This is a genomic window from Acetivibrio mesophilus, assembly GCF_004102745.1.
GTDB lineage: Bacteria > Bacillota > Clostridia > Acetivibrionales > Acetivibrionaceae > Hungateiclostridium > Hungateiclostridium mesophilum.
In genome coordinates, this window is record NZ_RLII01000045.1 from 1 (window position 1) to 12,329 (window position 12,329).

General features: G+C 42.9%; 14 protein-coding genes. All 14 read right to left on the minus strand.

The genetic code is table 11. The annotated features are described in order from the left end of the window. Window positions 1–820: phage major capsid protein (locus EFD62_RS16475; protein ID WP_128706513.1), on the minus strand; the 820-nt coding region annotated here is incomplete at its 3' end. A gap of 271 nt (window positions 821–1,091) precedes the next feature. Then, complete coding sequence (locus tag EFD62_RS16480) at window positions 1,092–3,245, minus strand: phage/plasmid primase, P4 family (RefSeq protein ID WP_235832689.1); 2,154 nt, start codon at window positions 3,243–3,245, stop codon at window positions 1,092–1,094. 126 nt (window positions 3,246–3,371) lie between these two features. Beyond that, window positions 3,372–3,509: a hypothetical protein gene (locus EFD62_RS17810; protein ID WP_003513997.1), complete on the minus strand. Its 138-nt coding sequence runs from the start codon at window positions 3,507–3,509 to the stop codon at window positions 3,372–3,374. Next, the gene (locus tag EFD62_RS16485) at window positions 3,502–3,891 is read right to left on the minus strand and encodes a hypothetical protein (protein WP_128706515.1); all 390 of its coding nucleotides are present in this window, start codon (window positions 3,889–3,891) and stop codon (window positions 3,502–3,504) included. Before EFD62_RS16485 ends, EFD62_RS17810 begins: the two co-directional genes overlap by 8 nt. Window positions 3,892–4,023: 132 nt before the next feature. Further along, on the minus strand, window positions 4,024–4,398 hold the full coding sequence (locus EFD62_RS16490; protein WP_027622866.1) for a DUF2019 domain-containing protein: 375 nt from the start codon (window positions 4,396–4,398) through the stop codon (window positions 4,024–4,026). Next, a complete protein-coding gene (locus EFD62_RS16495; RefSeq protein ID WP_051411332.1) occupies window positions 4,395–4,667 on the minus strand; it encodes a hypothetical protein in 273 nt (90 codons plus the stop codon). Before EFD62_RS16495 ends, EFD62_RS16490 begins: the two co-directional genes overlap by 4 nt. Before the next feature lie 150 nt (window positions 4,668–4,817). Next, entirely contained in the window at window positions 4,818–6,074 is a 1,257-nt protein-coding gene (locus EFD62_RS16500; protein WP_128706516.1) for an IS110 family RNA-guided transposase, read from the minus strand. Window positions 6,075–6,426: 352 nt separating this feature from the next. Beyond that, on the minus strand, window positions 6,427–6,729 hold the full coding sequence (locus tag EFD62_RS16505; RefSeq protein ID WP_037306211.1) for a hypothetical protein: 303 nt from the start codon (window positions 6,727–6,729) through the stop codon (window positions 6,427–6,429). Window positions 6,730–7,017: 288 nt separating this feature from the next. Beyond that, window positions 7,018–8,331 carry a phage major capsid protein gene (locus EFD62_RS16510; protein WP_128706517.1) on the minus strand — a complete coding sequence of 438 codons (1,314 nt, stop codon included), beginning with the start codon at window positions 8,329–8,331 and terminating at the stop codon, window positions 7,018–7,020. A gap of 270 nt (window positions 8,332–8,601) precedes the next feature. Further along, entirely contained in the window at window positions 8,602–10,755 is a 2,154-nt protein-coding gene (locus EFD62_RS16515; protein WP_235832690.1) for a phage/plasmid primase, P4 family, read from the minus strand. 126 nt (window positions 10,756–10,881) lie between these two features. After that, entirely contained in the window at window positions 10,882–11,019 is a 138-nt protein-coding gene (locus tag EFD62_RS17815) for a hypothetical protein (RefSeq protein ID WP_168796720.1), read from the minus strand. Further along, window positions 11,012–11,401, minus strand: a complete 390-nt coding sequence (locus tag EFD62_RS16520; protein WP_128706521.1) for a hypothetical protein — start codon at window positions 11,399–11,401, stop codon at window positions 11,012–11,014. The genes EFD62_RS17815 and EFD62_RS16520 overlap by 8 nt, the downstream gene beginning before the upstream one ends. A 124-nt stretch (window positions 11,402–11,525) precedes the next feature. Next, entirely contained in the window at window positions 11,526–11,852 is a 327-nt protein-coding gene (locus EFD62_RS16525; protein WP_128706519.1) for a hypothetical protein, read from the minus strand. Between the two features lie 17 nt (window positions 11,853–11,869). Continuing rightward, entirely contained in the window at window positions 11,870–12,175 is a 306-nt protein-coding gene (locus tag EFD62_RS16530) for a hypothetical protein (RefSeq protein ID WP_152539149.1), read from the minus strand. Window positions 12,176–12,329 lie beyond the last annotated feature (154 nt).

Sequence of the window (12,329 nt, forward strand, 5' to 3'; positions counted from 1 at the left end):
TAATACCAAGAGGCTGGCCTTCACTGGTTCCATTGATAAAGGCATAGTCCATGTACCAGCCCAAGCCTTTAATAAGCGCTCCAGCTAACATTTCCTCAAAGGACATACCATCTGCAATAAGTTCATTAGATGCCTGTGAGAAGCAAGCCAGCTTCTTGGCTTTTAACTGGATCAGCCTTAACTTGGCTGTTTTTCGTGTGCCTGTCTGCCCTTCTTCCAGCCATTCCCCTGAGATACCGCCGAATAAGTGATTGGTTCTGTCTGCTCCATCAAAAGCTGGTACTTTCTTTGTTTCACTTCCCATTGCCCATACTGTTGCTCTGGGACGGATGATCTCATTCTCCAGGGATTTATCCATCAGGAAGGCTCCGTATTCCTCCGGAACAGAATATCCGCCGAATTCGGGTATTCCTTCCACCATACTGGCATTTATCAGCCTGTTGTCGGCTCTGCCTGAGTGAAGTGTTCTCAGGAATTCATCCATGGAATGAAAACCATTATTGCTGAGTTTTACTGTTTCATTGCCATAGAACATCCCTCTGAATGATTTTGATATAGCCTTTGTAACCGGAGTTTTTGTTTCTTCCACAGGAGATACAGCTTTTTGTGGCATATTCAGTATTGGCTCAGAGGTTCTGATATTTAATAATTCCTCGTCAATGCTTTCATTAATGCTCTTTATTTTGTCTGTGTAGCGATTAAACTGTCGCTCCTGTTCCTTTGTCAAACTTCCACCCGCTTTTTCCGCTTCGTTTAAAATAGCTTCTGCTTTCTCCACCAATTGCTTTTTTTCATGTACCAAATCTGCTATAAATCTCATGCTTAAATCCTCCATTTTCTTAGTATTTTTTAGTTAATATGGTCTAGGGTTAATACCCCGTTTGAATCTGCATTTTTTTACGCGGCGCTGCCAGCCCGTTGTCTTTATGCTTTGCTGTAGAGATTTGACCTCCCCCTACCCTCTGCATCAGGGTATTGAGAGTTTACTGACGTACTGACTCTTACTGACTCTTTTTTCATAAATTTCACATAAGAAAAAATATATATAAAAATTTACGGAATTGACGTCAGAAACCGTCAGTCGTCAGTAATCACAAAAGTATCCCCTCATCCGCAAGACCAATGCCATGCCAGTCCCTGCTGCCATTGGCTCCGCTGCGTTTGACAGCAAAGCCGCGCTCCGTCATTTTTGCATTGAACAGCTTTTGACCAAGAGGATAATCTCCGTTCTCCCGGCACCATGTTTCGTAAGCGTACCTGATGCTCCGATTGGAGACTTTCCTGCCCTCCTCCACAATGCAACATTCCTCAATGAATGAAGAGAAGGTATCCATTTCCTCCCGGTAGCCTTCTGTGGCTTCTTTGACTTCATCAGGCATTTCAAGTCCTTCCTTCTGCCATAAAAGGCAACCCTCTACTGCCCATGACAATATGCCGGACAGCTCCTCTCTCAGCTTAGCTGGTAGCTGCTTATCCTTTTTATCCTCGGGTATGGTGACGGTAAATGGAATCAGCTTAATGCGTCTCCAAATACTGTGACTGGTATCTCTTATGACTGGTCTGTGGTTTACTACGAGAAACGGTGTGAACTGTGGCCGGAAATCAAAGTATTCTCCATAAAGGAACCTTGCTGTGATTCTGTCTCCGCCTGTGAAGCTTTTAATCAATGCCTCAGAGAGCCTTTGTCCCTCATTTATTTCTATGGCAGTAACGAGCCTTGCTCCCTGAAGCCTTGCGATATCGTTTCCTATCGCTTCTATTCTTTTAGCCATAAAGGTTTCGGATGGAGTGTTTCTTGCATAATCTCCCAACAGGTCAGAGATGGTGTTTAGAAATGTGCTCTTGCCGTTTGCTCCTGTTCCATAAAGGACGAATAGGGCCTGCTCTGAAATATCCCCGCTTAAAGATGAGCCTACAGCCTTTTGAAGGTATCTTACAAGCTCGTTGCTTCCTCCCGTAATGGTATTCAGAAAATCCATCCATCTGGGAGCCTTGCTGCTTGGTTTATATTCAACAGGACAGATTTTACTCATATAGTACTCCCGCTTATGAGGAAGAAGTTCCCCTGTCTTTAAATCTACAACACCATTTTTACAGTTCAGCTTCCATATATCAGAATCAAGCTCATCTGGCATTATTATCAGGCCTTCAAGGTTTGAAGCCACATCGATCATGGCTTTAAGCCTGCCTGCGTTCTCGGACTGCATGGCATGGCGCACCAGTTCTTTTCTTGCAGCCTCATCCTCTATCCGGCTTGCTTCTGCGAGCATATCTCTTGCTGTTTTTATAGCAAATTGCATAAGTTCTCCGGTTTCTCTCTTCCAGTAGCAGCCGTCATATACCAGCCAGTATTTGAAAGCCGGACAATACCTTATGATTGAACCAAACCGGTCACGCAACCTTTCTGCATTCCCGCTGTCTGTCCTGTGGTAATGCTTCTTCACCGGAGGATTTGGCTGATATCGGCTGACACTGTGCGCTATCTTTCTAACTTCCGCTTCATCAAGCGGAGGATTGCACCTTGCGTTGTTTTCTGCAAGCAATGCCGCATAGATGCTCTCTTCTGTCATTCCTCTTGCCCTCATGGTTCCTGCTAGGCTTGTCAGGGTACTGTTCCGACTGCCTTCCTTAATCTCGGCTATAATACTGCTACCTTCAAAGGGTGTAAGCAATACTTCCACCCTTTCCATAAGCTTCAACAACCATGCTGGAGCTTCTGCCGGGGTTCTGTCAAAGGGAGAATGATCCTTTATCCATTCATACCGATTACCGCTTATATGAACGCTTGGTGAAACGACTATCAAACCACCGTTTGAGCGGGTGTCAAGACCCGGTACAAACTTTGTTTTATTAGGAATGCTCCTGCCCTTAGGATATTTAAAGATATAATGACGACCTCCTCTGCCGGTAACAGCAGTAACCGTATCCGGAAGTTTTCCATGTGTTGCCTCAAGTGCAGATAGGGTTTCATCACCACCATCGTCCACATCAAGCACCAGCCAGCCGGATTTCTCACCTGTAGGAATGCCTATATTGGCATTGGGGGTTTTCGTCCACCATTTCCTTATTTGCTCAATATCAGAAGTAGAATTCTTGTACCAGCCGGTATATAGCGGATGCTTTCCCTTGCTGTCGCAATTTCTCCCTGCCTTGCAGGAGCAGGAGCCATCCTCACAAATCCAGTGCAATGGTATGACTGGGATATTGGCTTCTGCATATTTTAATGCTGCGTCCATCATTGTCACCTTCAAATTCTCACCTCCTCCGAGAACATAAATAGAGCCTGACAAATAGTTTTTAAGACTATCTGCCAGGCTCTATAGGTGAGTCATTCGCTCCCTTTGTGGCTCTGTGCCAGATTTATTCACTTTTCACCCCGCCTTTTTCTCCAGCTTTACTTCAAAAACCTTCCTGCACACTGGGCATTTGATTTCAACATCAGCATAATCGGCATCAAATACCCTGTGATTGCAGTGAGGACAGCGGACAATGTACTTTTTCTTACTCACCCGCCTTCACCTCCAAATTCTTTGGCTTCATGAGGCTTGCCATCCTCATCATCACAGGCTCTAAAATCTCTCCGACCATGTAATGAACCATTGGTGAGTAATTCTCCTTTGTTTCGTCAAACAACCTGGAAATAAGGTCGTAGAGATTCTTTATATCCTCTTCTGTAGCGTGTGCTGTGCTGACTTCAATAAAAATCTTGGTTCCGTCACGCTTGGCGATATGGTCGCTTACATACTTCTCCAGAGCGTATCGTGCTATGCTTGATGTGGTAACGCTTGCTTCCGGCATCTGTGCTTGTAACTCATCAATGATGGCATCCAATTCATCAGACTGCCTTTGTGTAAGCCTTACCCGAAGCATACTATCCTTTTCTGTAGACATTATTGCACCTCCTGTATTTCTTGTTGATTTTATTGTATCACAATGTATTACGCATTGTCAATCATGGATAAAAAGAAAAAGGCCACACCAGCCGATACGGTGTGAGCCTAATTCTATTCAAAATCAGTTTTCTTAGTATACTTTCAAGAAGCCTTGCTCATGCCAGACTTTTAATGTCATTTGTGCATTAAATCCAAAAATCCCGTTTTTATCATCATTAGCTGCATCCTCTAGTATTTTTTTAGCTTTATCTATATGGATTTTTAATGCTAGACAGTGAGCAGCCGCCTTAGTTCTTATTACTACATTTTCGTTATCAAATAAAAGGGGAAGAGTGTCGGCTGCAAGTTCCAAGTTTTTTTCTAAATACTTGAATACCTGAGTTATTTTTTTACCCTCCTTATTATTTGTCTTATAATCCCCCTCTAAAGTAGCTTTGTACATAACATTTCCACTTTCAATATATTGACTTATTATGTCAGATTTCGACCATTCAACTTTTTTCATTTTATCACCCCAAACTTTTTTAGTACGTTCAACCCAAATTCATATTGAGCTTCAAAGCTTTGCCCGGCTAACCAATCTCTTACGCTTAATCCTCCCGTAAAGTCAAAACTCTTTGTATTATAATATCCGCTAATCTTCGCATGTGTGGCTTTATCAACTGCAATAAGATTGTTGGTATTATGGATCTGAGTTGGGTCAAAGCCGGATTTTTTTATTTGAGATTGTTCAACAATATGATGCCACGCATTACCTTCTCCTGGTGAACCCAATGCTTTCTTAGCCTCATTAAATGTCTTAAATCCTTGTCCAGTACTACTCGTTCCCTCACTACAAGGACTATATCTATTATATAATTCCTGCTACCATATCTCAATGAAAAAAGAATATATCTTCCATCTCTTTGCTTCCAAATTATAAAATCAGTTCTTGTCATCAGTCTTTTCATATGGCCTGTATTCTGTCCTGGTTTTCATCATACCGTAAATAATCCTCACAAGTCTTCTTGCCACGCACACAAGCGCCTGTGGCTTGTTCTTGCCCTCTTTAACTTTCTGCTCAAAATACTCCCTGAATACCGGGTGTCTTGGCTTTCCTGAGGCCGATACTGCTACCATCTGGATTGCGAGAAAGTGAAATATCGCATTTAGTGCCCTGTTGCCATTCCTGCATCTTTGGTCTTTACCCTTTCCGGCAGAGCTGAATTGCACCGGTGCCAAGCCCATAAACCGAGCCAGCTTGTCTGAGTCAGGGAAACGGTTAATATCCCCGATTTCAGATATAATCTGCGCTTCTGTAACAAGGTCGATTCCCGGCATTGTATGTAGCTTATAGCCTGTCAAAGGTATCAGCTTTCTTAGTTCACCGTCAATTTCGGCAATCAACTCCTTGTTGTGCCTGATATCCTTTACGATGTTTCTGACTATAAAATCTCTTTCGGGCTGATAGTCCTTTCTTGTGTCTCCATCCCTTTCAATCATGGATATAATCTCATGAATGCGCTGTATTTTAAGTGCCTGATGCACCGGCTTTATTGTGTGATATATTTCTTCCGGTGTTGTGTTCCATATATACTCTGGTGACGGGTAGTTCTCCCAGAAACATAAGGCACTCTTGGAATCAATTATGGCAAAGAATTTCCTGTAAGACGGGTAGCTATAAGCAAGCTGGCTGTGGAGCTGGTTCTTGTTCATCACATTACTTTTTACAATCAAATCCCGCCTTTTAACTATCTGCCGTATTGTCCAGAATATATCCTCATGTTTGGCATCCTGCAGAGTGTCTACCATATCCCGGAGAACCCTTGCCACACAATAGGCATCATAGGAGTCATCCTTGTAAATGATAGGGTTTGCAAGCCTTACAGCGCTTGTATATGCAGGGTTTACGTGCTTTACTTCAAACTTCCTGCCCACCAGATAGGCAGCAAGGTTTCTGCCAAAGCCTCTGGTATCTTCAAGTCCGAATACAATTTCCTTTGTGCCGCAAATCTTCCTAACATCCTCAACGAATGCAGAGAATCTGGATGGTCTATTCTCAAAGTTAATCTCACCCAGTTTATTCATCCAGCAATCTATAACAACTGCACAGTGGGTATCCTTGTGCATATCAATTCCAACAAAGCAGGTGTTTCGTTTATGATAAATATTTATCCTCTCCTTTTCCAATGTCTCCACCACTCATACCGGCAACCTCAATTTAAGAGCGTTAGATTCGATTAGGGACATTTCTTGTAAAGAAGTGTCCTTCAACCTTAATCCTCGCAAGGGAACGCCAACCTATCTATTCCTGGTGTGACAAATTACGTGATTCCAGGCATCACGAGCCTTAGTTCAAATTTATTAATGTTCTTTTACTGCTTCGCTTGGACACTAATTTCTTAATGCTTCTGACCAATAAATTTCTGTATGATAACTGCTGCAACCTTTACAAAATTCTCTTTACTTGCCCCTTTTGTTTCAAACAAAGCTTACGGCTGCAACCTACGCTTTTATGTTTCAGTGAGCAATACAGAGGCCTTTTTACTGGCTGCTAAACCTTCTTCCAGCCTTTTGCTTTTAGGCTTTCAGGTGTGTAATCATCCGGCCTGCAGTTCTCCAAGGTTTTTCTGCACTTGATGTTTTCGTACAGAATAGAATCCCCTTTGAGAACCAGCTTCTTTATCCAGCCGCTGGACAACGATTTTTCCCACACTTCACATTGAATACTGGTAAAATACAACTCCAGAGCCCTTTCAATAATGGCATTGGCACCAGACAAACCCTCTTGTTTAGCAAGTACCTTGGCTTGATTTAATAAGGCTTCCTCTATGGTTGTGGTAATCTTTGCTCTCACGCTTTCACCCCTTCCTACGGTTAATGCCTTTATTCCGTAGTACATTCATCACTCTGAACCGCTGGTATAGCAAGTCAATTATGCTTAAGAAAGCAGTATTTCTATCAGTTTTAGAATTGAGCACCACCCCTGCCAAAGCCTCTTGTAGGAGGAGCAGCACTTCCATTTTGCTCATTTCACCCTAAGTATTGCTTAGCCTCAATTTTGTTTCTATGGCAATGAAATAAGCATTTACTCATTTACCCTAAAACTGGATTCAATGGTTGCTTTGTCTCAAATTTGGGTAGACTATCTTGCCTCCAAAGCTACTGCCCATGAGAGTGTTGCTCCGTTTTTCGGCGCTATAGGTTTATCCCAGGTTCCCTGACCATCTACACGCACTATCACCCTGTAGTCGGTCATATCCTCCATCCAGCCTGGGACATTGGAGCGGTCAAGAGCGATCTCTTTCCTCATGCCTATGGCATACTGGCTAAGGTCTGCGAGGATTAAATCTCCCTTAGCACCCAATGCGGGGCATTTCTCAGTGAATAAGACCTCCTTACCCAGAAGCGTGAATTTCCCGCTCTCTTCCCTGAATACCGGTATCTGAGCGCCACCGGTACCAATGGTGATAGTCATGGTAAGTAATTGTGGTATTACCGATGGATTGGCAAGCCATACCGCATTGGTAAAACATGACGGAGCAAGCCTTGAGAACATATTTACAACATTCTGATAGGTAATCGTAGCTGCTGATTGAGAGTCCTCTTTATTTACAGTAATCAGCGCCGGGTCATTTATAATACCAAGAGGCTGGCCTTCACCGGTTCCATTGATAAAGGCATAGTCCATGTACCAGCCCAAGCCTTTAATAAGTGCCCCAGCTAACATTTCCTCAAAGGACATACCATCTGCAATAAGTTCATTGGATGCCTGTGAGAAACAAGCCAGCTTCTTGGCTTTTAACTGGATCAGCCTTAGCTTGGCTGTTTTTCGTGTGCCTGTCTGCCCTTCCTCCAGCCATTCCCCTGAGATACCGCCGAATAAGTGATTGGTCCTGTCTGCACCATCGAAGGCTGGTACTTTCTTTGTTTCACTTCCCATTGCCCATACTGTTGCTCTGGGACGGATGATTTCATTCTCCAGGGATTTATCCATCAGGAAGGCTCCGTATTCCTCCGGTACGGAATATCCGCCGAATTCAGGTATCCCTTCCACCATACTGGCATTTATCAGCCTGTTGTCGGCTCTTCCCGAGTGAAGTGTTCTTAGGAACTCATCCATGGAATGAAATCCATTATTGCTTAAGCTCACAGTTTCGTTTCCATAGAACATCCCTCTGAATGATTTTGATACGGCTTTTGTTACAGGTGTTTTTGATTCTTCAATAGGAGATACAGCTTTTTGTGGTGTAATTAGAATTGGCTCAGAGGTTCTGATATTTAATAATTCCTCGTCAATGCTTTCATTAATGCTCTTTATTTTGTCTGTGTAGCGGTTAAACTGTCGCTCCTGTTCATTCGTCAAACTTCCACCTGCTTTTTCAGCTTCCTGCAAAATGGCTTCTGCTTTTTTCACCAATTGCTTTTTCTCATGTACCAAATCTGCTATAAATCTCATGCTTAAACCTCCATTTTCTTAATATTTTTTTGTTAATATGGTCTGGGGTTAATACCCCGTTTGAATCTGCATTTTTTTACGCGGTGCTGCCAGCCCGTTGTCTTTATGCTTTACTGTAGAGATTTGACCTCCCCCTACCCTCTGCATCAGGGTACTGAGAGTTTACTGACGTACTGACTCTTACTGACTCTTTTTTCATAAATTTCACATAAGAAAAAATATATATAAAAATTTACGGAATTGACGTCAGAAACCGTCAGTCGTCAGTAATCACAAAAGTATCCCCTCATCCGCAAGACCAATGCCATGCCAGTCCCTGCTGCCATTGGCTCCGCTGCGTTTGACAGCAAAGCCGCGCTCCGTCATTTTTGCATTGAACAGCTTTTGACCAAGAGGATAATCTCCGTTCTCCCGGCACCATGTTTCGTAAGCGTACCTGATGCTCCGATTGGAGACTTTCCTGCCCTCCTCCACAATGCAGCATTCCTCAATGAACGATGAGAAAGTATCCATTTCCTCCCGGTACCCTTCTGTAGCTGTTTTGACTTCATCAGGCATATTAAGTCCTTCCTTCTGCCAAAGAAGGCAGCCCTCTACTGCCCATGACAATATGCCAGGCAGCTCTTCTCTCAGCTTTGCCGGTAACTGTTTATCCTTTTTATCCTCGGGTATGGTAACGGTGAAAGGAATCAGCTTAATGCGCCTCCAAATGCTGTGGCTGGTATCTCTTATGACAGGTCTGTGGTTTACTACGAGAAATGGGGTGAACTGTGGCTGGAAATCAAAGTATTCTCCATAAAGGAACCTTGCTGTAATTCTGTCTCCGCCTGTAAAGCTCTTAATCAATGCCTCAGAGAGCCTTTGTCCCTCATTTATTTCTATGGCAGTAACGAGCCTTGCTCCCTGAAGCCTTGCGATATCATTTCCTATCGCTTCTATTCTTTTAGCCATAAAAGTTTCGGACGGAGTATTTCTTGCATAGTCTCCCAACAGGTCAGAGATGGTGTTTAGAAATGTGCTTTTTCCGTTTGCTCCTGTTCCATAAAGGACGAATAGGGCCTGCTCTGAAATATCTCCGCTTAATGACGAGCCTACAGCTTTTTGAAGGTATCTTACAAGCTCGTTGCTTCCTCCCGTAATGGTATTCAGAAAATCCATCCATCTGGGAGCCTTGCTGCTTGGTTTATATTCAACAGGACAGATTTTGCTCATATAATACTCCCGCTTATGTGGAAGGAGTTCGCCTGTCTTTAAGTCTACCACACCATTCTTGCAGTTCAGCTTCCATATATCTGCATCTAGCTCATCAGGCATTATTATCAAGCCTTCAAGGTTTGAAGCCACATCGATCATGGCTTTCAGTCTGCCTGCGTTTTCAGACTGCATAGCATGGCGCACCAGTTCTTTTCTTGCAGCCTCATCCTCTATCCGACTTGCTTCTGTGAGCATATCTCTTGCTGTTCTAATAGCAAACTGCGTAAGTTCTCCGGTTTCTTTCCTCCAGCAACAGCCGTCATATACCAGCCAGTACTTAAAAGCTGGACAATACCTTATGATTGAGCCGAACCTGTCACGCAGCCTTTCTGCATTCCCGCTATCTGTCCTGTGGTAATACTTTTTCACCAGAAGGTTTGGCTGGTATCGGCTAACACTGTGCGCTATCTTTCTAACTTCCGCTTCATCAAGCGGAGGATTGCATCTGGCTTTGTTTTCGGCAAGCAGCGCTGCATAGATGCTCTCTTCTGTCATTCCTCTTGCTCTCATACTCCCGGCAAGGCTCGTCAGGGTACTGTTTCGGCTGCCTTCCTTAATCTCGGCTGCAACACTGCTACCTTCAAAGGGTGTAAGCAATACTTCCACCCTTTCCATGAGCTTTAATAACCATGCTGGAGCTTCTGCCGGGGTTCTGTCAAAGGGAGAATGATCCTTTATCCATTCATACCGATTACCGCTTACATGAATGCTTGGAGCTGCGACAATCAGTCCACCTGTTGAACGGGTATCAAGACCCGGTGCAAACTTGGTCTTATTAGGAATACTCCGGCCTTTAGAGTATATAAATACATAGTGCCGACCTCCACTTCCTGTAACAGCAGTAACCGTATCAGGAAGTTTTCCATGTGTTGCTTCAAGAGCCGATAGGGTTTCATTGCCGCCATCGTCTACATCAAGCACCAGCCAGCCGGATTTCTCGCCTGTAGGAATGCCTATATTGGCATTAGGTGTTTTCGTCCACCATTTCCTTATTTGCTCAATATCATAAGTAGAATTCTTGTACCAGCCAGTATATAGCGGATGCTTTCCCTTGCTGTCGCATTGTTGTCCCTTCTTGCAGGAGCAGGAGCCATCCTCACAAATCCAGTGCAAAGGCATAACTGGGATATTGGCTTCTGCATATTTTAATGCTGCGTCCATCATTGTCACTTTCAAATTCTCACCTCCTCCGAGAACATAAATAGAGCCTGACAAATAGTTTTTTAGACTATCTGCCAGGCTCTATAGGTGAGTCATTCGCTCCCTTTGTGGCTCTGTGCCAGATTTATTCACTTTTTACCCCACCTTTTTCTCCAGCTTTACTTCAAAAACCTTTTTGCATACCGGGCATTTGATTTCAACATCAGCGTAATCGGCATCAAATACTCTGTGATTGCAGTGAGGGCAGCGGACAATGTACTTTTTCTTACTCACCTGCCTTCACCTCCGGCTTCTTTAGCTTTATGAGGCTTGCCATCTTCATCATCACAGGCTCAAAAATCTCTCCCACCATGTAATGAACCGTTGGTGAGTAATTCTCCTTTGTTTCGTCAAACAACTTGGAAAGAAGGCCATATAGATTCTTTATGTCCTCTTCTGTGGCATCTGCGGTAGACACTTCAATAAAAATCTTGGTCCCGTCACGCTTGGCGATATGGTCGCTCACATACTTCTCCAGAGCGTATCTTGCTATGCTTGATGTGGTAACACTTGCCTCCGGCATCTGTGCTTGTAACTCATCAATGATAGCATCCAATTCATCCGACTGCCTTTGTGTAAGTCTTACCCGTAGCATACTATCCTTTTCTGTAGACATCATTGCACCTCCTGTATTTCTTGTTGATTTCATTGTATCACAATGTATTACATATTGTCAAGCATCGATAAAAAGAAAAAGGCCACACCAGCCGAAACTGTGTGACCTTGAAACACCACTATTTTTATTTTTTATAGGTAAAATCAAGCACTTTAGCTGTACCAATAATACGAGAGGCATTTTGTATGTCTAAAATCATACCTTCATTAATCAAAGGTTTAATTTCTTCATAGGCTTCGCCTTCTATGGTAGGGAACTCAATGTTTACATGATATAATTCTTGGTAAAGGAATTTATCGCAAGGAATGTTACTTATTATTGTTCCTGAGAATAGTAATCCGTCACCAAATTTAAAGGCTGGCCTTAAAGGATATTGTGTAGATATTCCATCACTTTCAACAGTATTGCCTTCGGGTCTATTAAATTTAATATCTGCTCTAACTATTAGCATAATATCCTCCTCTGTTATTAATACTTATGAATAAGCTCCTGTATTATTTTATTAAACTCACCTAACTTATCAGCATGTATAGTTACAGTACCACTTTTGAATATAAACTTATCGACTTGAGTAAAATCACCGATTTTATTTAACACACTTGTAGGTACTTTAACCTCAATTATGGCTCCAATATCCGAGTATTTATCTGCAAATTTTAATGTTTCCTCAAAACTTAACCCAAATTGTTTAGCTTGAAGTCCATTGGGAATTACGTTAAATTCACCCGTTTTCATTACATCATAAAATTCGTCGGGACCCACCGCTCTGTACAAACTTGTTAAACTTTCACCAGTCTTACTCGTTCCCTCACTACAAGGACTATAACTATTATATAATTCCTGTTACCATATCTCAATCAAAAAAGAATTATCTTCCAACCCTCGGTTTCCAGAATATAAAATCAGTTCTTGTCATCAGTCTTTTCAT

What these genes read in the sequence shown, in the direction of transcription:
- EFD62_RS16485 (WP_128706515.1), bottom strand. Translation starts at nt 3,891, where the DNA reads ATGTCTACAGAAAAGGATAGTATGCTTCGGGTAAGGCTTACACAAAGG.
- EFD62_RS16490 (WP_027622866.1), bottom strand. Translation starts at nt 4,398, where the DNA reads ATGAAAAAAGTTGAATGGTCGAAATCTGACATAATAAGTCAATATATT.
- EFD62_RS16510 (WP_128706517.1), bottom strand. Translation starts at nt 8,331, where the DNA reads ATGAGATTTATAGCAGATTTGGTACATGAGAAAAAGCAATTGGTGAAA.
- EFD62_RS16520 (WP_128706521.1), bottom strand. Translation starts at nt 11,401, where the DNA reads ATGTCTACAGAAAAGGATAGTATGCTACGGGTAAGACTTACACAAAGG.
- EFD62_RS16525 (WP_128706519.1), bottom strand. Translation starts at nt 11,852, where the DNA reads ATGCTAATAGTTAGAGCAGATATTAAATTTAATAGACCCGAAGGCAAT.